The 23,343-nt window shown below is 73.1% G+C and carries 24 protein-coding genes, 1 other RNA gene and 1 pseudogene; 17 read left to right on the plus strand and 9 right to left on the minus strand.

The features are described from left to right. The first annotated feature begins 9 nt into the window (after window positions 1–9). Entirely contained in the window at window positions 10–951 is a 942-nt protein-coding gene (locus ACZ4TV_RS22440; RefSeq protein ID WP_468136494.1) for a 3-oxoacyl-ACP reductase, read from the plus strand. Here ACZ4TV_RS22440 and ACZ4TV_RS22445 read toward each other — a convergent pair. Then, window positions 938–2,020, minus strand: a complete 1,083-nt coding sequence (locus ACZ4TV_RS22445) for a hypothetical protein (protein ID WP_468136495.1) — start codon at window positions 2,018–2,020, stop codon at window positions 938–940. The genes ACZ4TV_RS22440 and ACZ4TV_RS22445 overlap by 14 nt on opposite strands. 221 nt (window positions 2,021–2,241) lie before the next feature. Here ACZ4TV_RS22445 and ACZ4TV_RS22450 point away from each other — a divergent pair, with 221 nt between their 5' ends. From ACZ4TV_RS22450 to cutA, 4 genes are all read left to right on the plus strand, one after another. After that, on the plus strand, window positions 2,242–3,099 hold the full coding sequence (locus ACZ4TV_RS22450; protein ID WP_468136496.1) for a Nif3-like dinuclear metal center hexameric protein: 858 nt from the start codon (window positions 2,242–2,244) through the stop codon (window positions 3,097–3,099). Then, on the plus strand, window positions 3,096–3,839 hold the full coding sequence (locus ACZ4TV_RS22455) for a zinc ribbon domain-containing protein (RefSeq protein WP_468136536.1): 744 nt from the start codon (window positions 3,096–3,098) through the stop codon (window positions 3,837–3,839). The genes ACZ4TV_RS22450 and ACZ4TV_RS22455 overlap by 4 nt, the downstream gene beginning before the upstream one ends. Further along, window positions 3,839–5,434 carry a bifunctional RNase H/acid phosphatase gene (locus tag ACZ4TV_RS22460; protein ID WP_468136497.1) on the plus strand — a complete coding sequence of 532 codons (1,596 nt, stop codon included), beginning with the start codon at window positions 3,839–3,841 and terminating at the stop codon, window positions 5,432–5,434. The genes ACZ4TV_RS22455 and ACZ4TV_RS22460 overlap by 1 nt, the downstream gene beginning before the upstream one ends. Before the next feature lie 221 nt (window positions 5,435–5,655). Beyond that, window positions 5,656–5,973 carry a divalent-cation tolerance protein CutA gene (cutA, locus tag ACZ4TV_RS22465; protein WP_468136499.1) on the plus strand — a complete coding sequence of 106 codons (318 nt, stop codon included), beginning with the start codon at window positions 5,656–5,658 and terminating at the stop codon, window positions 5,971–5,973. Here cutA and ACZ4TV_RS22470 read toward each other — a convergent pair. After that, window positions 5,970–7,238: a helix-turn-helix domain-containing protein gene (locus ACZ4TV_RS22470; protein ID WP_468136501.1), complete on the minus strand. Its 1,269-nt coding sequence runs from the start codon at window positions 7,236–7,238 to the stop codon at window positions 5,970–5,972. The two genes, cutA and ACZ4TV_RS22470, sit on opposite strands and share 4 nt — an antisense overlap. Before the next feature lie 223 nt (window positions 7,239–7,461). On the opposite strand from ACZ4TV_RS22470, the gene ACZ4TV_RS22475 reads away from it, so the two are divergent. The 6 genes from ACZ4TV_RS22475 to ACZ4TV_RS22500 all read left to right on the plus strand — a co-directional run bounded on the left by ACZ4TV_RS22475 (window position 7,462) and on the right by ACZ4TV_RS22500 (window position 10,867). Continuing rightward, window positions 7,462–7,686 carry a hypothetical protein gene (locus ACZ4TV_RS22475; protein WP_468136502.1) on the plus strand — a complete coding sequence of 75 codons (225 nt, stop codon included), beginning with the start codon at window positions 7,462–7,464 and terminating at the stop codon, window positions 7,684–7,686. Between the two features lie 295 nt (window positions 7,687–7,981). Next, window positions 7,982–8,215 carry a putative ATP-grasp-modified RiPP gene (locus tag ACZ4TV_RS22480; protein WP_468136504.1) on the plus strand — a complete coding sequence of 78 codons (234 nt, stop codon included), beginning with the start codon at window positions 7,982–7,984 and terminating at the stop codon, window positions 8,213–8,215. Between the two features lie 3 nt (window positions 8,216–8,218). Further along, window positions 8,219–9,217, plus strand: a complete 999-nt coding sequence (gene tgmB / locus ACZ4TV_RS22485) for an ATP-grasp ribosomal peptide maturase (RefSeq protein WP_468136505.1) — start codon at window positions 8,219–8,221, stop codon at window positions 9,215–9,217. Continuing rightward, window positions 9,195–10,394 carry an ATP-grasp peptide maturase system methyltransferase gene (tgmC, locus tag ACZ4TV_RS22490; protein ID WP_468136506.1) on the plus strand — a complete coding sequence of 400 codons (1,200 nt, stop codon included), beginning with the start codon at window positions 9,195–9,197 and terminating at the stop codon, window positions 10,392–10,394. The genes tgmB and tgmC overlap by 23 nt, the downstream gene beginning before the upstream one ends. A gap of 21 nt (window positions 10,395–10,415) precedes the next feature. Further along, complete coding sequence (locus tag ACZ4TV_RS22495) at window positions 10,416–10,703, plus strand: DUF6087 family protein (protein ID WP_468136507.1); 288 nt, start codon at window positions 10,416–10,418, stop codon at window positions 10,701–10,703. A 23-nt stretch (window positions 10,704–10,726) separates the two neighbouring features. Continuing rightward, window positions 10,727–10,867, plus strand: a complete 141-nt coding sequence (locus ACZ4TV_RS22500; RefSeq protein ID WP_468136508.1) for a hypothetical protein — start codon at window positions 10,727–10,729, stop codon at window positions 10,865–10,867. Window positions 10,868–11,096: 229 nt separating this feature from the next. Here the strand turns inward: ACZ4TV_RS22500 and rnpB are convergent. Further along, window positions 11,097–11,498: RNase P RNA component class A (gene rnpB / locus ACZ4TV_RS22505), an RNA gene on the minus strand. 78 nt (window positions 11,499–11,576) lie between these two features. Here rnpB and ACZ4TV_RS22510 point away from each other — a divergent pair. Both ACZ4TV_RS22510 and ACZ4TV_RS22515 read left to right on the plus strand, forming a co-directional pair. Next, a complete protein-coding gene (locus tag ACZ4TV_RS22510; RefSeq protein ID WP_468136509.1) occupies window positions 11,577–12,311 on the plus strand; it encodes a MerR family transcriptional regulator in 735 nt (244 codons plus the stop codon). Beyond that, the gene (locus ACZ4TV_RS22515; protein WP_468136510.1) at window positions 12,308–13,144 is read left to right on the plus strand and encodes a hypothetical protein; all 837 of its coding nucleotides are present in this window, start codon (window positions 12,308–12,310) and stop codon (window positions 13,142–13,144) included. Before ACZ4TV_RS22510 ends, ACZ4TV_RS22515 begins: the two co-directional genes overlap by 4 nt. A gap of 18 nt (window positions 13,145–13,162) precedes the next feature. On the opposite strand, the gene ACZ4TV_RS22520 is transcribed toward ACZ4TV_RS22515, so the two are convergent. Further along, window positions 13,163–14,605, minus strand: a complete 1,443-nt coding sequence (locus ACZ4TV_RS22520) for an RNB domain-containing ribonuclease (protein WP_468136511.1) — start codon at window positions 14,603–14,605, stop codon at window positions 13,163–13,165. Window positions 14,606–14,707: 102 nt separating this feature from the next. Between ACZ4TV_RS22520 and yaaA the strand changes: the two genes are divergently transcribed. After that, the gene (yaaA, locus tag ACZ4TV_RS22525; protein WP_468136512.1) at window positions 14,708–15,511 is read left to right on the plus strand and encodes a peroxide stress protein YaaA; all 804 of its coding nucleotides are present in this window, start codon (window positions 14,708–14,710) and stop codon (window positions 15,509–15,511) included. Between the two features lie 106 nt (window positions 15,512–15,617). Here the strand turns inward: yaaA and ACZ4TV_RS22530 are convergent, their stop codons facing one another. Beyond that, entirely contained in the window at window positions 15,618–16,367 is a 750-nt protein-coding gene (locus ACZ4TV_RS22530; protein ID WP_468136513.1) for a bifunctional DNA primase/polymerase, read from the minus strand. Window positions 16,368–16,535: 168 nt separating this feature from the next. Beyond that, a complete protein-coding gene (locus tag ACZ4TV_RS22535; RefSeq protein ID WP_468136514.1) occupies window positions 16,536–17,147 on the minus strand; it encodes a TetR/AcrR family transcriptional regulator in 612 nt (203 codons plus the stop codon). 124 nt (window positions 17,148–17,271) lie between these two features. Between ACZ4TV_RS22535 and ddaH the strand changes: the two are divergent. Next, window positions 17,272–18,099, plus strand: a pseudogene (ddaH, locus tag ACZ4TV_RS22540) (dimethylargininase); the annotation flags it as partial. A 9-nt stretch (window positions 18,100–18,108) separates the two neighbouring features. On the opposite strand, the gene ACZ4TV_RS22545 reads toward ddaH, so the two are convergent. Then, complete coding sequence (locus ACZ4TV_RS22545) at window positions 18,109–19,146, minus strand: small ribosomal subunit Rsm22 family protein (protein ID WP_468136515.1); 1,038 nt, start codon at window positions 19,144–19,146, stop codon at window positions 18,109–18,111. Window positions 19,147–19,220: 74 nt separating this feature from the next. Then, window positions 19,221–20,537, minus strand: coding sequence for a Bcr/CflA family multidrug efflux MFS transporter (locus ACZ4TV_RS22550; RefSeq protein WP_468136516.1), 1,317 nt, complete (start codon window positions 20,535–20,537; stop codon window positions 19,221–19,223). Window positions 20,538–20,645: 108 nt separating this feature from the next. Between ACZ4TV_RS22550 and ACZ4TV_RS22555 the strand changes: the two genes are divergently transcribed. Next, window positions 20,646–21,407: an SDR family oxidoreductase gene (locus ACZ4TV_RS22555; RefSeq protein WP_468136517.1), complete on the plus strand. Its 762-nt coding sequence runs from the start codon at window positions 20,646–20,648 to the stop codon at window positions 21,405–21,407. 57 nt (window positions 21,408–21,464) lie between these two features. Beyond that, a complete protein-coding gene (locus ACZ4TV_RS22560) occupies window positions 21,465–22,340 on the plus strand; it encodes a PhzF family phenazine biosynthesis protein (RefSeq protein ID WP_468136518.1) in 876 nt (291 codons plus the stop codon). A gap of 139 nt (window positions 22,341–22,479) precedes the next feature. Here the strand turns inward: ACZ4TV_RS22560 and ACZ4TV_RS22565 are convergent, their stop codons facing one another. Continuing rightward, window positions 22,480–23,319, minus strand: coding sequence for a heme ABC transporter ATP-binding protein (locus ACZ4TV_RS22565; protein ID WP_468136537.1), 840 nt, complete (start codon window positions 23,317–23,319; stop codon window positions 22,480–22,482). Between the last annotated feature and the right edge of the window lie 24 nt (window positions 23,320–23,343).

Below are 23,343 nucleotides of genomic sequence, written 5' to 3' on the forward strand. Positions count from 1 at the left end.
ACCGTACGGATGTCACTGCCACTTGAGGGACTCTCCGCCATCGTCACGGGCGCGGGCCGCGGGCTCGGGCGGGCCGAGGCGATCGAGCTCGCGCGGCTCGGCGCGAGCGTGGTCGTCAACGACTTCGGCCAGCCCGGCCGGGACGGGTCGGGCGAGGCCTCGGCCGCTCCGGCGCAGGAGGTGGCGGCGGAGATCCGCGCCGCGGGCGGGCAGGCGGTGGCGCACCTGGGCGACGTGGCCGACTTCGAGCAGGCGCGCGAGCTGGTCGAGCTGGCGGTGAGCCGCTTCGGGAAGCTCGACATCCTGGTCAACAACGCGGGCATCCTGCGCGACCGGATGGTCTTCTCGATGTCGGAGGAGGAGTGGGACTCGGTGATCCGGGTCCACCTCAAGGGCCACTTCAACACCACGCACTTCGCGTCCGTGCACTGGCGCGAGCGGTCGAAGGCGGCGGGCGGCCCGGTCTACGGCCGCATCGTCAACACCTCCTCCGAGGCCTTCCTCGGCGGCTCGGCCGGCCAGCCCAACTACGCGGCGGCCAAGGGGGGCATCGTGGGCCTGACGACCTCCACCGCCCTGGCCCTGGCCAAGTACGGGGTGACGGCCAACGCCATCTGCCCGCGCGCCCGCACCCGGATGACCGAGGACGTCTTCGCCGGCTTCCAGGTCCCGGAGGAGGGCAAGCTGGACGCCCTCGCCCCCGAGCACGTCTCCCCGCTCGTCGGCTACCTGGCCTCACCGGCCGCGGCGAAGGCCAACGGCCAGCTGTTCGTCGTACACGGCGGCATCGTGGTCGTCATGGAACGCCCCAAGGTGGCCGCCAAATTCGACACGGGCAAGGAGGCCTTCTCCTACGAGGAGCTCGACGAGGTCCTGACCCCGCACTACGCTTCCCGCCCGGCGAACGAGACCTTCGCCGCGGTGGAGGTCCTGGGCCTCAAGCACGACTGAGCGGAGCCTGCTGGAGCGGGACGGGCCGGGCGGCCGGGGCCGGCGGCGGATCCAGCCGTACCGGCGGGGGCGGGGAGACGGGCTGACTCAGGGTCGCGATACCGCAGGGGACCTCGGGGGTCGCGTACGGCAGGTGCAGGCGGCCGTCCCTGCTCCACAGGCCCGTGCCGCCCAGCCAGCCCGCCGGGGCCCCGAGCCGGAAGACGCGCCGGTCGGCGGGGCGCCACAGGGCGAGGCCGCCCTCCGGCACGCGCAGCGCGACCCCGCACGTCTCCGGCATCAGCGCCTGGCCCGGCTGCACCGCGAAGGGGGTCGCGGAGCCCTCCAGCCGCAGGCACTCCGGGAAGCGGACCGGGCGGGTGCTGCCCAGCACCCCCCAGCCCAGGCGCGGTTCGCCCGGGGCGTCGGAACGGATCAGCAGCAGCCCGCTGTCCGGGTCGGCCAGCAGCAACCGGTCGTCGCTGTCCTCGGCGATCTGCAGCAGCGGGGAGACCTCGCCGCCGCGCCCCAGGTCCACGGCGACGGCTTTGGTGGTGCCGTCCAGCTCGCGGTCCAGGGCCAGCATCCGCCCCGCCCGGTCCAGCCAGACGCCGCCGGAGCACCGCCCCGGGATCCGGGCGACCCGCTGCGGCCCGAAGGGGCACCCGGCCACCTGCCAGACCGTGGTCACGGTGTCCGCCGCGGCCAGGGCGAAGGCGCCGGATCCGTCCGGGGACGGCGGGAGCATGCTGACCCGTACGCCCTCCTCCGTATCCACCGCGCCCAGCTGGAGCTCTCCGGTGCGCGGTCCGGCCGCGGCGCCGCCCGTCGGGTAGAGCAGGGCGAAGGCCTGCCGCTCCGCGACCCGCCGGTGGATCAGCACCCGCCCGTCGGCGAGCGGCAGCACCTCGCTGTCGGCCTCCTCGGGCTGCGCGAGCGGCAGCGGAACCGCGTACGGCTCGGGCCCGGCCAGGGTCCAGCGCTCCGCGAAGCGGGCCTCGCCGGCCCCGGCGAGCCGGGCGGCGTACGACCCGTCCGCGGCGATGGTGAACGGGACCGTGGTCGTCATCTCGCTGGCACAGACAGTCATCCGTGCTCACCTCCGGTGTGGAAGCTAGTTTTCGAGCTTCCCGCCGAACAACACGACCGAGGGGGCTTCACACATACGGGTGTCCGGTCAGCGATTCGCCTGTGAGGGGCGGGACGATTGTGCTGCGCGATACCGGGGCGTTCAGGGCGCCCGTGGTGGCCACCGGAGTCGCGTACGCCGGTCCTGACCGGGACGGTCGCACCGGACGGTAGCCTTGGCCTGTGCCCCGTCTCTCTGAAGTCATCGCCGCGCTGGACGCTCTCTGGCCCCCCTCGCGGGCCGAGCAGTGGGACGCCGTCGGCACCGTCTGCGGCGACCCCGACGCCGAGGTCACCCGGGTCCTGTTCGCCGTGGACCCCGTCCAGGAGATCGCCGACGAGGCGGTGAAACTGGGCGCCGACCTGATCGTCACCCACCACCCCCTCTATCTGCGGGGTACCACCACCGTCGAGGCCGGCACCTTCAAGGGCCGCGTCGTGCACACGCTGATCAAGAACGACATCGCGCTGCACGTCGCCCACACCAACGCCGACACCGCCGACCCCGGGGTCTCCGACGCCCTCGCGGGCGCCCTGGACCTGCGGATCACCGGCCCGCTGGTGCCCGACCCGAGCGACCCGGAGGGCCGCCGGGGCCTCGGCCGGATCTGCGAACTGGACCACCCCGAGACCCTGCGCGAGTTCGCCGCCCGCGCCGCCGCCCGGCTGCCGCGCACCGCGCAGGGCATCCGCGTCGCGGGCGACCCGGACGCGCTCATCCGTACCGTCGCCGTCAGCGGCGGCTCCGGCGACAGCCTCTTCGAGCAGGTCAGGGCCGCGGGCGTGGACGCCTTCCTGACCGCCGATCTGCGCCACCACCCGGTGTCCGAGGCCCGCGAGCAGAGCCCGCTCGCCCTCGTCGACGCCGCCCACTGGGCCACCGAGTGGCCCTGGTGCGAGCAGGCCGCCGCGGAGCTCGACGCGATCTCCGAGCGCAACGGCTGGGGTCTGCGCACCCACGTCTCGCGCACGGTCACCGACCCGTGGACGGTGCACGCGCCGTCCGTCACACCCCCTTCTATCTCTGGAGCCCCCAACTGAACGCCGAGCCCGCCGACCAGATCCGACTTCTCGATGTCCAGGCGCTGGACGTCCGGCTGTCTCAGCTCGCCCACAAGCGCAAGTCGCTGCCCGAGCACGCCGAGCTCGACGCGCTCACCAAGGACCTGACGCAGCAGCGCGACCTGCTCGTCGCCGCCCAGACCCAGGCGAGCGACACCGCGCGCGAGCAGGTCAAGGCGGAGCAGGACGTCGACCAGGTGCGCCAGCGCGCGGTCCGCGACCAGCAGCGGCTGGACTCCGGCGTGGGCGTCTCGGCCCGGGACCTGGCGAACCTGCAGAGCGAGGTCGTCTCCCTCGCCAAGCGTCAGGGCGACCTGGAGGACGTGGTCCTGGAGGTCATGGAGCGCCTGGAGGCCGCGCAGGAGCGCGTCACCGAGCTCACCGAGCGGGTGTCCCTCCTGGAGGCCAAGGTGGCGGACGCCACGGCGCGCCGTGACGCGGCGACCGCCGAGATCGACGCCGAGGTCGCGAAGATCACCAAGGACCGCGAGGTCATCGTCGCGTCCATGCCGGCCGACCTGATGGCCCTGTACGAGAAGATCCGCGTCAAGCAGGGCGGGGTCGGCGCCGCGCGCCTCTACCAGCGCCGCTGCGAGGGCTGCCGGCTGGAGCTCGACATGGCCGAGGTCAACGAGATCAAGGCCGCGGCCCGCGACCAGGTCGTACGTCACGAGAACTGCGGCCGCATCCTGGTTCGTACGGCCGACTCGGGTATCTGATGCGGCAGCTCGTCCGGTTCGTCGTGGAGGCGGACGGCGGGTCCAGGGGCAACCCGGGGCCCGCCGGCTACGGCGCGGTCGTGCTCGACCCGGCGACGGGCGAGACGCTGGCCGAGCGCGCGGAGTACATCGGCATCGCGACGAACAACGTGGCGGAGTACAAGGGCCTGATCGCCGGGCTCAAGGCGGCCCGTGACCTCGCGCCGGACGCGCGGGTCCTGGTCCGGATGGATTCGAAGCTCGTCGTCGAGCAGATGTCGGGCCGCTGGAAGATCAAGCACGCGGACATGAAGCCGCTCGCGGCCGAGGCCGCGACGATCCTGCCGCGCGCCCAGGTGACGTACGAGTGGATCCCGCGCGAGGAGAACAAGCACGCGGACCGGCTCGCCAACGAGGCGATGGACGCGGGCAGGCGGGGCGGGCAGTGGGAGCCGGCGAACTCCACCGCCGCCCTCGACCACGGCGCCGCTGCCGCTGCCGCTGCCGCTGCCCCGGCCGGGCCTCCGGGGGACGCTGCGGCGGGGGCGGCGGCTGCGCGGGCCGCCCTGGCCGCCGGCAGGGCTACGCGGGCAGCCGCGCCGACCGGCGCAGCAGGAGCGGGTGAGCCCGGCGCCGGCGCCGACCGAGCCTCCGGCGGCGGTACGGGGACGGGCGCGGCCGACGCCGCGGACGCGCGGGCCGCGCGACGCGCCGGCTCCGCCGAGGGCGCCGACACGCTCTTCCGCGCGGCCGAGCTCACGGCCGGCCGGGCGCCCGCCGTGGCGGAGCGCGCCCCCGCCCACGCCCCCGCCCCCGCCCCCGCGCCTGTCCCCGCGGCCGACGCACCGGCAGACGCCGGTACGGCCGGGGCCCTCGCCGCCGGCGCCGCACCACCGCCCGCGGCCGGATCGGCCGCGGCCGTCGAAGTCGTCCCGCCGGTGGCCGGCCGCACCCCGACCACCGCCGGAGGCACCGGCTGGGGCCCGGACATGGGGGCGCCGGCCACCTTCGTGCTGCTGCGGCACGGCGAGACCGCCCTGACCCCGCAGAAGCGCTTCTCCGGCAGCGGCGGATCCGACCCCGAGCTGTCCCCGGCGGGCCGCCGGCAGGCCGCGGCCGTGGCCGAGGCGCTGGCCGCCCGCGGCACCGTCCAGACGGTCATCAGCTCCCCGCTGCGCCGCTGCCGCGAGACCGCCCAGACCGTGGCCGACCGCCTCGGCCTCACCGTCACGGTCGAGGCAGGCCTGCGCGAGGTGGACTTCGGCGCCTGGGAGGGCCTGACCTTCGCCGAGGTGCAGGAGCGCTTCCCGGACGACCTCCAGGCCTGGCTGGACTCCCCGAAGGCGGCCCCCACGGGCGGCGGCGAGAGCTTCACGGCCGCCACCCGCCGGATCTCGGCCACCCGCGACCGGCTGCTGGCCGCGCACGCGGGTCGCACGGTCCTGCTGGTCACCCACGTGACCCCGGTCAAGATCCTGGTCCGCCTCGCCCTGGGCGCCCCGCCCGAAGCGCTGTTCCGGATGGAACTCTCGGCGGCCTCGCTGTCGGCGGTGGCCTACTACGCGGACGGCAACGCCTCGGTGCGGCTGCTGAACGACACCTCGCACCTGCGCTAGGTCGCATACGAGAGAAGGACCCCCGCCCGAGGGCGGGGGTCCTTCTCTCGTATCGGGCGGCAGACGAGCCGGCCTGTACGCCGGGTTCTCCCGACGAAGCTGAGTGACCTGCACCTTCGGGCAGCGAGGCCCGGTTGACCTGCACGCCCCGGCACCGAGCCGGCCAGCGGGGGCTTCGTCGTTTTCGGGACGTCGGGGACCCGGCGGATTACGGTGCCTCCATGGCTGACTTCTTGATCGTGATCACGACCGTGGACAACCAGGACGCTGCTCGGAAGCTTTCCCGCTCGGCGGTGGAGGCGAACGTGGCCGCCTCGGGGCAGGTGACCGGTCCCATCGAGACGACCTACCGCCATCTCGGCGAGGTATCCGAGGGAACGGAGTGGCAGGTGACGTTCCGGACCACCGGGGACCGGGTGCAGGCCCTCGAGGAGCACCTGGTGGCCGAGCACCCCTACGACTCCCCCGAGGTCATCGCCTTCGCCATCGACTCCGGCCGCGCCGAATGCCTGGAGTGGATCACCCGCGCCACCCGTTAGACCCCGGCCCGCTCCAGCAGCTGCCCCACCGGGGCGAGGGCGCGGTGAGGCTCAAGCCGCTTCACCATCATGCGAGCCCGACCCGCCGGGCGGGTCGACGCGACCCCTTCAGAGAGGTCGAGCACCCGGGTCGTCATGGCCACGGCGTGCTCAACTTCCCCCGCATCCAGGTACGCCGATGCCAGCCACGACAGGTACAGGGCTTTGTCCCGGGCCCGGGTGTCGTCGTACCGGGTCAGCGCATCCTCCAGCGCCGGGATCGCACGCAGCGGCCGGTGGAGTTCCGCCCAGCACCTGCCCGTCATGATCGCGATCTCGTCCGGGTCCACCCAGTACGCCCAGTCAGGCCCCGGCCGGTCCGCGTGCTCGTGGATCGCCTGCTCGGCGATGTTCAACGCGTAGTCCGCCTCTCGGGCATTGCCAGAGGTCGCGTGCTGCCAGGCCAGCCGATCCGCAAGTAGTGCCCTCACCACCGGCTCAGACTCCCGCCCAGGGGCCTCGAACCCGGCCGTGGCCAGCTTGATCCCCGAGCCGCCGCCCACCGACCACTCCAGGTAGGCGAGGAAGGCCAGGGAGTTCCCTTCCAGGGCGCGGTCCTGAGCAGCCTTGGAGGCCGCCAGGGCGGTCATGTAGTGCCCCCGGGCCTCCTCGTACATCCCGGCGTCGTACGCCGCCCATCCGGCCAGCTGTGCCTGTTCCGCGATGATCCCCCGCAGCGCCCGCCCGGTCTCTTCGGTGTACGCGCCCTCGTTCGCCAGCTGGGTCGTGGCCGCCAGTTCGCCCAGGTACATGCGGTAGGTGTCGCCACCGCCCACGAAGTCGTCCAGGCGCCGCAGCCGGGCCGTGCGCTGACTCAACTGCCTTGGTGCGTCCGATCCGATTCGACGCCCCGACGCGAGTAGGGAGGTGGGCTGTATGACGGCGAGTCCGGCGCCGGCCACGCTGACCATGAAGCCACGTCGTTCCACACCAGACTCCTGATCGGTCGTTTGCTCCTCCTGACGGCGAAGCCTGCGGGCGAGGACTACTGCACGCCGCAGTTCCTCCTCCGGCACGCCGAACTCGGCCGCCAGCAGCGCCCGCGAGGCGGGGTCGGGAAGCCGTTCGTGGGTCTCCCACCGCGACACCGCACCCTGCTCCACCGGATACCCCCGCCGCGTGGAGAGATCCGCCGCCAGAACCTCCTGCGTGCGCCCGCTCGCCATCCGCAGGCGCCGCAGCAGCGGCCCGATCGGCTCCACACCGTCGTCCTCGTTCGTCGACATCATCGCCATCTCTCGGCCGTCCCCAGAGCCCGGATCCCAGCCTGGCCATAAATCCTGGCCATGTCCCCGAAATGGCCATGCCGCCTGGCCCATCCATTCAAACGTCGCCGGGAGTTGACTGGTCACTGCCGTTCGGAAGGGCGGCGTCCCCCCGTACCGGCCGTAGTCGTCCCTCCCTCAGTCCACTACGGCCGGTGCTCCCCCTCCGACCGAGGAGCGCGCGATGACCGAGCCCCTGCCTCGCCGACCGCTCGCCCGCCAGGATCAGCCCGACGAGCGCATCCCCTGGGACGCCTTCGCTGTCGAGGCCGACGTCACCGCGCCCTACGGCCAGCCGAGCCCCGCCCTGGTGGCCCGAGCGAAGAGAGGCTGGCGGCGGCTTGGCGCTGTGCACGCCCGTATCGACCTGGCCGCCGCAGCGCCGGACGACGGAGCCGAGAGCCGGTGAGTGCGGACTCCTTCGGGCACGAGCCGGACCCCCGCATCGGTAAGCAGGTCCGCGACATCGCCAGCGGGACCGAGGGGGAGCTGATGGCCCGTGGTCGTCGCGCTGGCCATCGCCGGCAGCACCAGCAGATGAAATCCCACAGACTCCCCGCCCGGCCTGCTGATCTCGCAGGCGTCAGCCGGTACGGGCGGGGTGCACCACCAGCTCCACCTTCCGCACCACTCGAATTCAACTGAGAGGAGCACCACCCACGAGCCCCATCACAACCCTCGTACCGTCGCCGCCGCCGTGGGCGATGCGGCTGGTCACCGACCGTCTGCCCATCGCGGCACCGCCCTACCAGTCGGTGACGCTGGACGCAGACACGCAGCTGGCCCGCTATGCCGACGGCCTCGGCCGCGTGGTCGAGATGGGCCAGCACGGCACCAACCAGACCAACCCGACCACGTCCCAGTCCGGAGGCGGCGACGGGGCCAGCCCGCAGCCGCAGACCGCCGACGACTCCACCCCCGACTACAGCTCGGACTGACCGATGACCTCCACCATCCTGGTCCTCACCGCGCTGGAGGACGTCACTGCGGATCTGGTGATCAGCGCGCTGAACGAGCGTGAGGTGCCGGTCGTCCGTGTCGACCCGGCCGACATCGGCGCCGGGCTGACCTTCGGGGCCCGCATCGGAGACGGTGCGCCGAGCTGGGGCGGTCGACTGGTCACCGGCAGCCGAGAGGTGGAGCTAGGGGAGGTGGCGGCGGTCTACTACCGCCGCCCCACCCCGTACTCCGTCCGGTACGCGCACCTGCCAGTCCAGCAACGGGACTTCTGTATCGCTGAGGCCCGGCACGGGCTGAACGGCGTTCTGCACTCCCTGCCCGGTGCCCTGTATGTGAATCATCCCCTCGCCGTCGCCCGCGCAGAGTTCAAGCCCGCCCAGCTGGAGCGGTTCGCCGAACTCGGCCTCGCCATCCCCGCAACGCTGGTCACCAACAGCGCCGGGGACGCCCGCGCGTTCGCCGCCGAGCACGGTCCGGTCATCTACAAGCCCTTTCGGGGCCTTCCCGCCGGCGAGGAGGGGCACGCCGGAGCGATTTGGGCCCAGCGCGTCGACCCGGACACCTTCGACAACTCCCTCTCCGTTATGCCGCACCTATTCCAGGCCGAGGTACCCAAGACCGGGGACGTGCGGATGACCGTGGTCGGTCACCACGTGTTCGCCAGCCGCGTCCAAACTCCCGACGGCGCGCTGGACTGGCGGCGCGGTGACTGGAACAGGCTGATCCACACCCCCACCGACGTGCCCGAGCCCATCGCCGCCGCCGCACGCAGCTACCTGGCATCGTTCGGCCTGGTCTTCGGCTGCTTCGACTTCGCCCTCACCGGCGACGGAGACGATGCGGAGCACTGGACCGCGATCGAGTGCAACCCCAACGGCCAGTGGGGCTGGCTACCCGATGCCCCCGATATCACAGACGCGTTCGCCGACATCCTCACCAGGAAGGAGACGGCCAGCGATGACGCTGCCCGCCGACTCTGAGACCGATGCCACCCAACTGCGGCAGGCGATGGCCGCCGAGCTTGCCGTGACCGGCACGCTGGCCGATCCCGTATGGAGGGCGGCCGTGGAAAAGGTCCCGCGTCACCGATTCGTGCCCGGCTTCTACCTCCCCGCCGCCAAACGCGATGCCCTCGGCCTGACCGTGTGGGAGCCGGTCACCGCCGAACTCGACTACGGCCGGTGGCTGGCCGCCGCCTACACCGACACCACGCTGATCACACAGTTCGACGGAGACGAACCGGACTGGACGCAGCCCGCCCCCCGGCACGGCGGATCCCCCACCTCCTCCTCCACCCTGCCCTCCCTCGTCGTACAGATGTGGGCCGACGCCGACGTCCGCGAAGAGCACCGGGTACTGGAAGTCGGCTCCGGCACCGGGTACTCCACCGCGCTCGCCTGCGAGCGCCTCGGCTCCGCAGCGGTCACCTCCATCGAGGTCGACCCCTACCGGCTCAGCCAGGCCGCAGGCGCCCTGTACGGGCTGGGCTACACCCCCACTCTCGCCGTGGCGGACGGGCTGTACGGGTACTGGCCCGAAGCCCGTTACGACCGGATCGTGGCCGCCTGCTCCTTCCGCGCCGTACCCCCGGCCCTCATCGCCCAGACCCGGCCCGGCGGGAAGATCCTCCTCACCCTCTCGGGCTGGCTCTACGGGTACGCCCGCGTCCTGCTCACCGTCGCCAACGACGGCACCGCAGAAGGCCGTCTTCTGCCCGGCACCGTCTCCTTCATGTCCGCACGCACCCACGCCGCCCCGGCATTCGGCAACCCAGCCCACTGGTCAGCAGACCTGATCGGGCGACCGCGCACAGGCCGCCACAGCCCCGAACGGATCACCGCCGCGACCGATGAGGCGTTCCACCTGCGCTTCCTCGCCCAGAGCGCTGTACCTGAGGCTCAGATGACCACCGTCGACCAGACTGTGCACCTGGTCGACGTCACTACGGGATCCCGTGCCACCCTCACCCCGATGGGTGACGCCTGGGACGTACGAGAAGGCGGACCGGTACGACTGTGGGAGCGCATCGAAACCGTCCTGGACGCCTACGATGCCGCCGGCGCCCCCGGACCTGAAGCCTTCACGCTCCATGTGTACGACGGTGGCCAGCACCTGCGCCACCCGCAGATCCCCGGGATTCCGCTGCCGCGCCCCTGATGTCCTGGGAGCATTCCCCACATGGCCAAGCACCGCCGCCCCGGACCACCCAACCAGCCTTCGCGCGCCGTCCCCCGCATCGACGACGCCGACCCCCTCGCCGCCTACAACAAGCGCCGCCGGGCCCCCATGGACGTCCAGCGCCGCCACCGCCCGGCGAACGGGGGCGCCACTCACGTGTGCCCGGACAATCCGCGTGTTCTGGAGGAGTGGGACGGCTTTACCTACGTCGTAGTCGGCACCGCCCCGGATCTCGCGGCGGCAAAGGCATGGCTGAATGGCATCCAGCCACCAGCGGCGGCCAGCTGATGAAAATGCGCGAGGCGCGCGCCATGGAGATCCCCCTGCCGGTGAACATCGTGTCGAAGATCAAGCTGCCGGAGGCGACGAAGCGCAAGCAGGTCGACTTCACCCCCGAGGAGGTCGCGGAGATCGCTCGGTGCATCGAGCCCCGGTTCGAGCTGCTGGTGTAGTAGGCCGCGTGCGGCGGGCTGAGGGAGGGCGAGGCGTTCGCCATGACCCCTGTATTCCTGGTACGTCGCAGGGAAGCTGACGGCGTCGGCGATGGTAAAGCCGCACGTCAGCCGGAACTGATTCGCACCGGATTCGCAGCCGAAGGCGCTGTGACAGAGCGAGGGTCGGCACTCATCACCTGGTTTTCGCAGGTGGTAGGCCCTCCAGCCCCTGACAGGGCTGGAGCGGCAGACGAGCCGGCCTGTACGCCGGGTTCTGTCGCCCGGTGACCTCGCGGTCGCCGGGGAGACGGCCATCCATCTAGGACCGGTGTTGCCACCGGCCTCGTGCGGTCTACCCGCGAACTCGGGCGGGCAGCCCTCGAGCGTTCGCGCAGACCCGTCCGAAGACGGATCCTCTTGACCTTGCTCCGGGTGGGGTTTACCTAGCCGCCTGAGTCACCTCAGGCGCTGGTGGTCTCTTACACCACCGTTTCACCCTTACCGAGGACCGAAGCCCCCGGCGGTCTGTTTTCTGTGGCACTGTCCCGCGGGTCACCCCGGGTGGGCGTTACCCACCACCCTGCCCTGTGGAGCCCGGACGTTCCTCGGCGGGATCCGGAGATCCCGACGCGGCCGCCCGGCCGACTCGTCTGCCGTGGCGACCATGTTACCGGCTGTGCCGTCGCGGCTTGACCTTGACGCAGCGGCAGGGTTTCTACTGGGGGGCATGCGGATCGGAGAGATCGCCGCGCTCGTCGGGCTCACCACCCGGGCGATCCGGCACTACCACCATGTCGGGCTGCTCCCGGAACCGGAGCGGCGACCCAACGGATACCGGGCCTACAGCGTCCGCGACGCCGTCCTGCTGGCCCGCGTACGCCGGCTCACCGAGCTCGGGCTCAGCCTCGACGAGGTGCGCGACGTCCTGGCGGACGACGCCGGGCGCGAGCTGGCCGACGTACTCCAAGAGCTGGACGCCGATCTGGCCCGGCAGGAGGCCGAGATCGCGGAGCGCAGGCGGCGGCTCGCGGTCCTGCTCGCCGCGGAGCCGGGGGAGGGCGAGCCCCTGTCCCCCGCGCTCGCGGAGCTGTTGGCGAAGGCGCCGCGGACGGCCTCGCCAACCGCCGCGAAGGACCGCGAACACCTGACGCTCCTCGACGCCTCGGGCGCGGGCGGCCAGGAGATCTACGCCGTGCTCGGGCCGCTGGCCGCCGATCCCGCGGTGCTCGCGCTGTACGAGCGGCTGGACGCCCTCGCCGACGCCCCCGTGGACGATCCGCGGATCGCGGAGCTGGCGGCGGAGCTGGTGGCGGCGGTCCCCGACGAGGTGTTCGCGGCGGTCCCCACCGACGGGGTGGTCGTGGCCGGGTTCAAGGAGGCGCTGCTCGCCGAGTACGCGCCCGCGCAGGCAGAGGTCGTACGCCGGGTCATGGAGGCGTTCATGGAGAGGGGGAGGGGATGAACGGGGTGCGGGTGGCGCGGAAGACCGCCGCGGCCGTCATACCGGGGGAACTGGTGCTGGTCTGCTGCCTGGTCGCCGGCGTGCGGCTGCCCGCGTGGGCGGTGGCCGCGTCCGAGGTGCTGGTGCTCGCCGTGCTCGTGCTGGAGGCCTGGGTGCTGCGCTCGCTGTACGCGGCAGCTCGCGCCCGGGGAGCGGAGCCCCGGGAGGCCTGGTGGGCGGCCGTGCACACGGTCGTCCCGGTCCAGGTGCGGCGGTTGCTGCGGCACGAGCTGCGCGCCACGGTCTCCCTCGGGTGGTGGATCGCGCGCAGGAAGCACGGGGTGCGCCCCGGGGACCTCGCCGCCGGGTACACCGGACCGCAGACGGCCATGATGTACGGGATGCTCTTCGTGTCGGTGATCGAGACGGTCGCCCTGGGCCTCGTCATCCCCTGGCCGGCGGTGCACCGGGTGGTGCTCGTGGTCGATGTGTACGGGATCCTGATCGTGCTCGCCCTGCACGCCGCCTGCGTCACCCGGCCGCACGTGGTCCGCGCCGACGGGTCCCTGCGGATCCGCTACGGCGCCCTCTTCGACCTCGCCGTCCCACCGGACGCGGTGGCCTCGGTGCGGGTCGACCGGCGCTACCCGCAGGGCCGGCTGGTCACCGTCTCCGAGGACGGGGTGCTCGACCTCATCGTCGGCAGCCAGACCACGGTGACCCTGGAGCTGAACCGTCCCCTCCGCTTCACCCGCCCGCTCGGCGCCCGGGGAGAGGCCCGCACCATCCGCTTCCACGCCGACGACCCCCGCGCGCTGGTCAGCGCCCTGCGCCAGCCCTGCCGGCCCGTCTAGGGGGTCCGCAGACACCCCCTACGCCGGGGCGAAGAGGATCTTCGCCGTACCGGGGTCCGCCTGGGTCAGCCGGACCCGGATGCGGTCGCCCAGCGGCAGCTCGCGGCTCGCGGACTCGACGCGGCCGACCACCGCCGGGTCCGCCAGGTGGACCGTGCCCACCAGCGGCTCCCGCTCCTTCACGTCGATGACGGTGGCCTCGAAGGTCTCGCCGACGCGGTCCTTCAGCACGGCGGCCTCGACGAGGTCCACGCACTCCCGCTCCGCCGTGTTCGCCAGCCGGGTGCCGGCCGCCATCTCCCGGGGCAGCGCGGCCAGCCCCGCCACCGCCCACGCCGGGGGCTCGGCCCCGGCCGCCGCCGCCACGCACAGCTCGCCGCCGTACCGGTCGACGAGCCGGCGCAGCGGGGCGGTGCAGTGGGCGTACGGAGCCGCCACCGCGGAGTGGATCGCCGGGTCGGGGGTGTCGCCCCCGGTGAAGGCGGTGTAGCCCGCGCCGCGCAGCAGGGCCGTGCACTCCTGGAGGAAGGCGGCGTGGGCGGGGAGGTGCGGGTCGAGGGAGCGCACGAGTTCGGCGTACGGGACGTGGTGCGGCCAGTCGATCCGCAGGGCCTTCGCCGCCCGCCGGAGCCTGCCGACGGCGCCGTCGGGGGCGGTGGGCAGGGTACGCAGGATGCCCGTGCCGGTGGCGAGCATCAGATCGGCCGCCGCCATGCCGGTCATCAGGGAGATCTGCGCGTTCCAGCCGTCCGCGGGGAGCGGGGCGCGGTAGGCCAGGGAGTAGCTGCCGTCGTGCGCGACGATCTCCTGCTCGGGCACGTTGAGCGAGATGCCGCCGCGTTCCTGCTCCAGGGCCTCGCGCAGCCGTCCGATGTCCTCCAGGAGGGCGAGGGGCTCCTCCGCCGTGCCGGTGTCGATGGCCTTCTGGGCGCCTTCGTAATCGAGCCTGGCCCGGCTGCGGACGAGGGCGCGACGGACGTCGGTGGTCTCGACCCGGCCGTCGGGATCCAGGTCGATGCGCCACACCAGCGCGGGGCGGGGCCGGTCGGGCAGCAGGCTGGCCGCGCCCTCCGAGAGCACGGCCGGGTGCAGCGGGACCTTCCCGTCGGGGAAGTAGAGGGTGGTGACGCGGCGGTGGGCCTCCACGTCGAGCGGGCCGCCGGGGGTGACGAAGGCGGCGACGTCGGCGATGGCGTAGTGGACCCGGTAGCCGCCGGCGGACCGCTTCGCCAGGTGCATGGCCTGGTCGAGGTCGACGGAGGTCGGCGGATCGATGGTGAAGAAGGGGATGTCGGTGGCGTCGGCACCGGGCAGCCGGGGGCTGCGGGCAGCCTGCTCGGCCTCGGTGAGCACCTCGGCCGGGAACTCCTTCGGCACGTCCAGCTTCGTCCGCAGGTCACGCAGCGCGGCCCGCAGAGCAGTCCCGTCTGCGCCGGTCATGTGCATCTGACGGCGTGGCATGGATCGAGCGTAGGGGCGGTGGGCTGGGACGGCGCGGCGAGCCGTCTACCCTGGCCGGGGGGCCGCATCCCCTGCGCCGTGTCGTATTGAAGGAGAACCACCGTGCTCGTGCTGCTGCCGCCGTCCGAAGGAAAGGCCGCCGGCGGCTCCGGCGCACCGCTGAAGCCGCAGGCGCTGTCGCTGCCCGGTCTGGCCCCGGCCCGTGCGGCGGTGCTGGAGGAACTGGTCGGGCTGTGCGCGGGGGACGAGCTCAAGGCGCGCGAGGTGCTGGGCCTGAGCGAGGGCCTGCGCGGCGAGGTCGCGAAGAACGTGGAGCTGCGGACGGCGGCGGCCCGCCCGGCGGGCGAGATCTACACGGGCGTGCTCTACGACGCGCTGGGTCTGGCCGACCTGCCCGCGGCGGCGCGCGGGCTCGCGCAGGACGCGCTGCTCGTCTTCTCGGGGCTGTGGGGCGCGGTGCGGATCACCGACCGGATTCCCTCGTACCGCTGCTCGATGGGCGTGAAGCTGCCGGGGCTGGGCGCGCTCGGCGCGTACTGGCGCGGGCCGATGGCGGACGTGCTGCCCGCTGCCGCCGGGGACGGGCTGGTGCTGGACCTGCGGTCGGCGGCGTACGGCGCCGCGTGGAAGCCGAAGGGCGAGGTGGCGGGGCGGACCGCGACGGTGCGGGTGCTGCACTCGCAGGTGGTGGACGGAGTGGAGAAGCGGTCGGTGGTGAGCCACTTCAACAAGGCGACGAAGGGGCGGCTGGTACGGGATCTGCTGCTGGCCGGCGCCGTGCCGTCGGGGCCCGCGGAGCTGGTCACGGCCCTGCGGGACCTGGGCTACGTGGTCGAGGCCGAGGCCCCCGCGAAGCCGGCGAAGGCCTGGTCCCTCGACGTGGTCGTGACGCAGATCCACCACTGACGCCGGCGGGGCCGAAAGATCGGGCCTACGCCGGCCAAATCCAGCCCCGCCGGCGTTTGAGGCGCGGGGTCCGGGGCGGAGCCCAGGGTCCGGGCGGGGCCCGGGCCTAGCGGCCCAACGGCCAGGCCACCGCGGCCGGGGCCAGACTGGCGGCGCCCGCGTACTGCGCGCAGGCGTCCGTCAGGGTCTCCAGGAGGGTGAGCGGGTCCGGGAGCGGGTGCTCCATGCCGCGGAGCCAGGTCACCGCCTGGTCACCGGGCAGAGCCGCCGGCGGCACCAGGACGTAGCTGCCCCGGCAGTGCCACCGCAGGCCCGGGTGTTCGTCCATCGTCTCGGGGTGGCAGTCCAGTTCGCACGGCCACCACTCGTCCTCGTCCTCGGGGGTGCCGCGGGTGGCGGTGAAGAAGAGCATCCGGGCCTGTTCGCCGGTGCCGCCCGACTCGGCGACGGGGCCGACGTCGATTCCGGCCTCCAGCAGCCGGGCGAGGGCGTCGGCGCCGGCTTCCAGCGGGACGTCGAGCACGTCGTGGACCATGCCGGTCGCGGTGATGAAGTTGGCCTGGGGCTGGTTGCGCGCCCATCGTTCGACCTGGGCGCGGTCGGTGGTCGACTGGGTCTGCCAGGCGAAGGAGACGGGGTGCCGTGCGGGTGTCGGACAGCCGATGCGGTCGCACGAACATCGATAACCGGCGGGATGGGCGGCGGGGGCGAGCGGCAGACCGGCGGCGGCGACGGCCAGGAGGAGCGCCTCGCGCTCTTGTCCGGGGTCCTCGGCGGTGGGTTTCTGCCGCCGGCGCAGCCACTGGGAAATCCTGCTCTGCTCGCCGCGTTTGACGCGGCCGGACTCAGACCCCATCTATCCCCTCACCTCACCGTATCCCCGGCGGACCTTCACATGGTCCCACCATCCTGCGCCCCGGGTGACCGCTCTTGGCGACCGGGGCGGGGGAGGGGTGACCGGCAACCCGTACATAACCGCAGGATCAGGGCAAATCTTCTCGGGTGTCCGCCGGTCGTCGCCCGGCTAGCGGTCGGTGACGTTGGCCACCCCGCCCAGCACCCGTTCCACCAGCGCGTCGGTGTAAGCGTGCGTCAGGGGCGCGGTGCGCAGCAGCCAGCGGTAGGTCAACGGCCCGAGCAGCATCTCCACCGTCAGGCGCAGGTCTGTGTCCGGCGCGAGCTGACCGGCCTCCCGCGCCGTGCGCAACCGCGCCTCGTACAGGGCGAGCTGGGGCTCCAGCAGCTGCTCGGTGAAGCGGGCGCCGAGCTCGGGGTCGGTGGCCCCGGCCGCCGTCAGGGCGCGCGCGGGCGCCTCGTACTTCTCGTCGTTGAACTCGTCGACCGTCGCCCGCAGTACGTACTTCAGGTCGGCGGCGATGTCCCCGGTGTCGGGGAATCCGGTCCACTCGGCCGCCGTCTCCGCGTCCCCGGCGAGGGCCAGCGAGGCATCGAGGAGGACGGCGGCCTTCGACGGCCACCAGCGGTAGATGGTCTGCTTGCCGACGCCCGCGCGGGCGGCGATGGCCTCGATGGTCAGCTTGTTGTAGCCGACCTCTCCGACGAGGGCGAGCGCGGCGTCGAGGATGGCGCGCCGCGAGCGGTCGCTGCGGCGGGTGGCGTCAGGAGTCCTGGTCATGGTCCGAAACTATCAAAGCGAGACGTCTCGTCTTCCTATGGTTCCGTAAACCACCCGGTCAGTTCACTGCGCCGTTCCGGTCGAGGAGAGACGATTCTCTCCAGCACTCGTCCCGAGTCGTGAAAGTCGTGAGGAGCCTTCTTTGCGCAGAGACGCCACACCCCGGCGCTACCTGATGTGCCCACCCGCACACTTCAAGGTCACGTACTCCATCAATCCGTGGATGGATCCCACGAAACCGGTGGACTTGCCCCTCGCACTCGCCCAATGGGAAGACCTGAGGGACCGCTACCGCGCCCTCGGCCACACCGTCGAGACCCTCGTACCGGACCCCGCGCTGCCCGACATGGTCTTCGCGGCGAACGGAGCCCTGGTCGTCGACGGCCGCGTGCTCGGGGCCCGGTTCGCCTACCCGGAACGGGCCCCCGAGGCGGAGATCCACCTCGACTGGTTCCGTGACCACGGCTACCGGCACATCCACGAGCCGTCCCACGTCAACGAGGGCGAGGGCGACTTCGCGGTCACGGCCACCTACATCCTGGCCGGCCGGGGCTTCCGCTCCAGTCCGCTCTCGCACGACGAGGCCCAGGAGTTCTTCGGCCGCCCGGTCATCGGCCTCGACCTGGTGGATCCGCGCTACTACCACCTGGACACGGCGCTCTGCGTCCTCGACGGCGACGAGATCATGTACTACCCGGAGGCCTTCTCGCCCGGCAGCCGGGGCGTGCTCAGGCGCCTCTTCCCGGACGCCCTGATCGCCGACGGCCACGACGCGGCCGCCCTCGGCCTGAACGCGGTGTCCGACGGCCGGCACGTCCTGCTCCCGCAGGCGGCGACCGGGCTGCTCGCGCCGCTGCGGGCCCGGGGCTTCGAGCCGGTCCCGATGGATCTGGGCGAACTGCTCAAGGGCGGCGGCAGCGTGAAGTGCTGCACCCAGGAGCTGCGGCCCTAGTCCGTGTCCTCAGAGATCAGAGTCCTCAGAGTCCTCAGAGGAGGGCGGTGGCCAGGCCTGGCCCCAGTCGGCGTCCCGCGCGGCCTTGTAGAGGTCGCCGTGGCGCTTGGTCACGTTGACCCGGGTCAGGCCTGACGAGTCGCCTTCCTCGGGGCCGCACAGCTCCAGCAGGACGAGCCCCTTCCGGATCTGCGGCTTGCGCGTGATCCGGAAGGCGGCCGGCTCCGTCGGGAAGCGGGTCGCGGCGACGTAGCTGAACTTCTCGTCCTCGTACGGGAGCGAGCCGCCCTTGACCTGCCGGTGCAGGGAGGAGCGGCTGACCCGCGCCGAGAAGTGACACCAGTCCTTGCCGACCTCGATCGGGCAGGTCCCGTCGTGCGGGCACGGCGCGGCGACCCGCAGCCCGGCCTCGATCAGCTGGTCACGGGCCTCGCGGATGCGCAGGTACCCCTCCGGCGTGCCTGGCTCGATCAGCACCACGGCCCGGCCGGCCCGCGCCGACTCGGCGACGACGGCCCTGCGCGCCTGCGGGGTCAGCTCGCCGAGTACGTACGAGACCGTCACCAGGTCGGCGTCGGGCAGGGCCAGCCCCGAGCCGATCACGGCCCGCCTCCACTGCGCCCCGCGCAGCACCTCCGAGGGGGAGGCCGCCGCCAGCTCCCTGCCGAGGGTCAGCGCCGGCTCCGCCCAGTCCAGCACCGTGGTCTCCCGGGGGCCGTCCCAGGTGGCGTCCACCGCCCAGGTCGCGGCTCCGGTGCCGCCGCCCACGTCCACGTGCGAGGCCGGGGACCACTGCGGGGCCGCCTGCGCGAACCCGTCCAGGGCGGACCGTACGGCCTCGAAGGTGGCCGGCATCCGGTACGCCGCGTACGCCGCCACGTCCGAGCGGTCGCGCAGTACGGGCGCGTCGGTGGGCGTCTGGCCCCGGTAGTTGGCGATGAGCCGCTCGACGGCGGCGGCGGCCTGCCGGTGCGGGAGTCCGTCGAGCAGGGCGGTGAGGGCGCTGCGGAGGGTGTCGGCGGTGGTGGTGGGGGCGGAGACGTTCACCTGCGAAGTTTACTGGGCGGAGGTGGCCAGCCGGGCTGCGCCCGGACCCGGGGCTCCGCCCCGGACCCCGCGCCTCAAACGCCGGCGGGGCTGGATTGGCTGGCGGGGCTGGGTTGCCAGGGGCGGCACAAGGTGAGGAAGCAGGTGGTCGAGAGGAGGGCGCAGGCCAGTTGGACCAGGGCCATCGGGACCGCCGTGTCCTCGCCCGCGATGCCGACGAGGGGTGAGGCGATCGCGCCGACCAGGAAGGAGGAGGTGCCGAGCAGTGCGGAGGCCGAGCCGGCCGCGTGCGGGGTGCGCATCAGGGCCTGTGCGTTGGTGTTCGGCAGCACCACGCCCATCGCGGACATCAGCACGAACAGCGCGGCGGCGATCGGGGTCAGCCCCACCTCCCCGAACACCCCCGTCGACATCAGCAGCAGGGCCACCGCGGCGAGGGTGACGATCCCCAGTCCGACGGCCAGGACCTTGTCCAGGCTGACCCGTCCCACCAGCAGCTTGCCGTTGATCTGGCCGACGAGGATCAGGCCGACGGAGTTGAGGCCGAACAGCAGCGCGAAGGCCTGCGGCGAAGCCCCGTAGATCTCCTGCACCACGAAGGGGGAGGCGGAGATGTAGGAGAAGAGCGCGGCGAAGGCGAAGCCTCCGGTCAGGGTGTAACCGGTGAAGACGCGGTCGCCGAGCAGCCCGCGCATGGTGCGCAGCGCGGAGCCGACGCCGCCGGTGTGCCGCCGTTCGGGCGGCAGGGTCTCGTCGAGGCTGCGCCAGACCAACAGGGTGAGCAGCGTGCCCACGGCGGTGAGGACGACGAAGACCCCGCGCCAGTCGGCGAAGCGGAGCACCTGGCCGCCGATGAGCGGGGCGATGATCGGGGCGGCCCCGGATATGAGCATCAGGGTCGAGAAGAAGCGGGCCATCTCGTCCCCGTCGTACAGGTCGCGTACGACGGCCCGGGCGATGACGATCGCGGCGGCGCCGGCCAAGCCCTGGAGCAGCCGGAAGGAGATCAGCAGCTCGGCGGTCGGGGCGAAGGCGCAGATCGCGGTGGCCAGGACGTAGACGACCATGCCGGCCAGCAGCGGCCGGCGACGGCCCCATTTGTCGCTCATCGGGCCGATGACGAGCTGGCCCAGGGCCATGCCGGCGAGGCAGGCGGTGAGCGTGAGCTGGATGGTCGCGGCCGGGCTGTTCAGGGCATTGGTGACCTGGGGCAGGGCCGGCAGGTACATGTCCATGGACAGCGGGGGGAGGGCGGTGAGCCCGCCGAGTATGAAGGTGACGAGCAGACCCGTGCGGCGTGCGGCCGTCAGGGGCGAGGCGGCGGTGCGGGCGGAGGGCGAATCGGGCGACGGGTCCTGCGAGGGGGCCGTCGCGGGGCCTCTCTCCGGCATGCGGAACTCCAGTCTTCTCATCTGTTCTACACACCCCTGACCGACCCATGCTCTCAGCAATCGGAACGTCCGGGGCCCTGACCGCCGTGTGACGTACCCTGCGGCCCCATGGACGACAGCACGAAGAAGATCGCCGTGGTGACCGGCGCCGGCTCCGGAATCGGCCGCTCCGTGGCGCTGACCCTGGCCGGGGCGGGCTGGGCCGTGGCCGTGGCCGGCCGCCGGACCGAGCCGCTGGAGGAGACCGCCCGCGCGGCCGGGGACGAAGCGGACATCCTGTGCGTACGGGCGGACGTGAGCGACCCGGACGACGTGACTGGGCTGTTCGAGTCGGTCCGCGCCCGGTACGGGCGCCTCGACCTGCTCTTCAACAACGCGGGCACCTTCGGGCCGAGCGGGGTCCCGCTGGAGGACATCACCTACGAGGCCTGGCGCTCCGTCGTGGACGTCAACCTGACCGGTGCCTTCCTGTGCGCGCAGGCCGCCTTCCGGCAGATGAAGCAGCAGGACCCGCAGGGCGGCCGCATCATCAACAACGGCTCCATCTCGGCGCACGTGCCGCGGCCGAACTCCATCGCCTACACCGCGACCAAGCACGCCATGACAGGCCTGACGAAGTCGCTGTCGCTGGACGGGCGTCCGTACAGGATCGCCTGCGGCCAGATCGACATCGGCAACGCGGCGACCGAGATGACCGAGCGGATGCAGACCGGCATCCTCCAGGCCAACGGGCAGCTGGCCGTCGAACCAGTGATGGACGCCGCCGACGTGGCCCGCACCGTCCTGCACATGGCGGAGCTCCCGCTGGAGGCGAACGTGCAGTTCGCGACGGTGATGGCGACGGCGATGCCGTACATCGGCCGCGGCTGAACCGTGCGGGCGGGAAGGGCATTGCCAGGCCGCCGGGAACCGGTTGATCATGAGCGCATGACCGATACCCGCACCGAGGTGCTGCGCTACACCGCCTTCTCCCATGACCCGGACGGCGGCAACCCCGCCGGGGTCGTGCTCGACGCGTCCGGCCTGGACGAGGGCGCCATGCTGGAGATCGCCGCCGGGCTGGGATACAGCGAGACGGCCTTCCTGACCGCGCCGCCCGAGGGGCTGGGCGGCGAGCCCGGCCGGGCCTTCACCGTGCGCTACTTCAGCCCGAAGGCGGAGGTTCCGTTCTGCGGGCACGCCACCGTGGCCACGGCCGTGGCGCTGGGCGAGCGGATCGGGCCGGGGGAGCTCGTGTTCGCGACCCGGGCGGGGACCGTCCCGGTGTCCGTGTCCGTCACCCCCGGGGGCGGATCGCTGCGGGCCACGCTGACCAGCGTCGAGCCGCACACCGAGGAGATCGGCGCGGCCGACCTGGCCGAGGCGCTGGCCGCGCTGGACTGGCCGGAGGGCGACCTGGACCCGGCGTTCCCGCCCAGGATCGCCTACGCCGGAGCCCGGCACCTGGTCCTCGGCGCCGCGACCCGGGCCCGGCTCGCGGACCTCGCGTACGACTTCGCCAGGCTGGAGGCCCTGATGCGGCGGCTGGACCTGACCACGGTCCAGCTGGTGCACCGGGCGGGGCCGACGCGATTCCACGTACGGGACCCCTTCCCGGTCGGCGGCGTCGTCGAGGACCCCGCCACCGGAGCCGCCGCGGCCGCCTTCGGCGCGTACGCCCGGGAGCTGGGCCTGGTCCCGGCCGACGCCGTGCTCACCCTCCACCAGGGCGAGGACATGGGCCGTCCGGGGGAGCTCACGGTGGAACTGCGCGCCGGTGACCCCCGGGTCCGGGTGGGAGGCGAGGGCGTGCGGATCGCGTGAGCGCGGACACCGGCAGGGAGCCCGTGCGGCTCTGCTGCCGGGGCTCCGCCCCGGACCCCGCTCCTCAAACGCCGGAGGGGCTGGAAGAGCGGGGCTCCGCCCCGGACCCCGCGCCTCCAACGCCGGAGGGGCTGGATGGTCAAACGCCGGAGGGGCTGGATGCGGCGCGGACGGGGACCACGAGCGGGGCCCCGGTGCGCGGGTGCGGGAGGACCTCCACCGGCTGCCGGTAGACCCGGCTGAGGAGCGCGTCCTCGAACACCTGGGCCGGCGGGCCGTCCGCGGCGATCCGCCCGTCGTGCAGGACGGCGGCCCGGTCGGCGTAGGCCGCGGCCAGCCCGAGGTCGTGCAGGACGACGACCACCGCGTCCCCGGCTGCGGCCCGCTCCCGGCAGACGCGCAGGACGAGTTCCTGGTGGCGCAGGTCGAGCGCGGCGGTGGGCTCGTCGAGCAGCAACAGCGGGGCGCGCTGGGCCAGTACGCGGGCCAGTGCGACCCGGGCCCGCTCACCGCCGGAGAGGGCGGAGAAGGGGCGCGCCGCGAAGTCCGTGACCTCGGTGGCGGCCATGGCGGTGGCCACCGCCTCCTCGTCGGCCTCGGCGAAGGGGGTGCCGGCCCAGGGCGCGCGGCCCATCCGTACGACGTCCTCCACCGGAAAGGGGAAGGACAGGGCGGCCGACTGGGGCAGCACGGAGCGGCGCAGCGCGAGGTCCGGGGCGCTCCAGTCGCCCACCGGGCGGCTGTCGATCCGGACCTCCCCGGAGGCGGCGGGCAGATCGGCGGCGAGCGCGGCCAGCAGCGTGGACTTGCCGGCGCCGTTCGGGCCGACCAGGGCCAGCACCTCCCCGGCCCGGGCGGTCAGATCGATGCCGGAGAGGACCTCGCGCTGTCCGAGCCGGACGTGCAGGTCCACCGCCTCGGCGAGGGCGTCGCCCGGGACGGGGCGGGCCGGGACGGTCCTTCTCGCGCGGGTGAGCAGGCCGGTGAGTTGGGTGCGTCCGGT

It is taken from the genome of Streptomyces sp. NPDC028910 (assembly GCF_055564955.1).

Coding starts and splice junctions, on each gene's coding strand:
- ACZ4TV_RS22440 (WP_468136494.1), top strand. CDS start 10: ATGTCACTGCCACTTGAGGGACTCTCCGCCATCGTCACGGGCGCGGGC.
- ACZ4TV_RS22445 (WP_468136495.1), bottom strand. CDS start 2,020: ATGACTGTCTGTGCCAGCGAGATGACGACCACGGTCCCGTTCACCATC.
- ACZ4TV_RS22460 (WP_468136497.1), top strand. CDS start 3,839: ATGCGGCAGCTCGTCCGGTTCGTCGTGGAGGCGGACGGCGGGTCCAGG.
- cutA (WP_468136499.1), top strand. CDS start 5,656: ATGGCTGACTTCTTGATCGTGATCACGACCGTGGACAACCAGGACGCT.
- ACZ4TV_RS22470 (WP_468136501.1), bottom strand. CDS start 7,238: ATGTCGACGAACGAGGACGACGGTGTGGAGCCGATCGGGCCGCTGCTG.
- ACZ4TV_RS22475 (WP_468136502.1), top strand. CDS start 7,462: ATGACCGAGCCCCTGCCTCGCCGACCGCTCGCCCGCCAGGATCAGCCC.
- ACZ4TV_RS22480 (WP_468136504.1), top strand. CDS start 7,982: ATGCGGCTGGTCACCGACCGTCTGCCCATCGCGGCACCGCCCTACCAG.
- tgmB (WP_468136505.1), top strand. CDS start 8,219: ATGACCTCCACCATCCTGGTCCTCACCGCGCTGGAGGACGTCACTGCG.
- tgmC (WP_468136506.1), top strand. CDS start 9,195: ATGACGCTGCCCGCCGACTCTGAGACCGATGCCACCCAACTGCGGCAG.
- ACZ4TV_RS22495 (WP_468136507.1), top strand. CDS start 10,416: ATGGCCAAGCACCGCCGCCCCGGACCACCCAACCAGCCTTCGCGCGCC.
- ACZ4TV_RS22500 (WP_468136508.1), top strand. CDS start 10,727: ATGGAGATCCCCCTGCCGGTGAACATCGTGTCGAAGATCAAGCTGCCG.
- ACZ4TV_RS22510 (WP_468136509.1), top strand. CDS start 11,577: ATGCGGATCGGAGAGATCGCCGCGCTCGTCGGGCTCACCACCCGGGCG.
- ACZ4TV_RS22515 (WP_468136510.1), top strand. CDS start 12,308: ATGAACGGGGTGCGGGTGGCGCGGAAGACCGCCGCGGCCGTCATACCG.
- ACZ4TV_RS22520 (WP_468136511.1), bottom strand. CDS start 14,605: ATGCCACGCCGTCAGATGCACATGACCGGCGCAGACGGGACTGCTCTG.
- ACZ4TV_RS22530 (WP_468136513.1), bottom strand. CDS start 16,367: ATGGGGTCTGAGTCCGGCCGCGTCAAACGCGGCGAGCAGAGCAGGATT.
- ACZ4TV_RS22535 (WP_468136514.1), bottom strand. CDS start 17,147: ATGACCAGGACTCCTGACGCCACCCGCCGCAGCGACCGCTCGCGGCGC.
- ACZ4TV_RS22550 (WP_468136516.1), bottom strand. CDS start 20,537: ATGCCGGAGAGAGGCCCCGCGACGGCCCCCTCGCAGGACCCGTCGCCC.
- ACZ4TV_RS22555 (WP_468136517.1), top strand. CDS start 20,646: ATGGACGACAGCACGAAGAAGATCGCCGTGGTGACCGGCGCCGGCTCC.
- ACZ4TV_RS22560 (WP_468136518.1), top strand. CDS start 21,465: ATGACCGATACCCGCACCGAGGTGCTGCGCTACACCGCCTTCTCCCAT.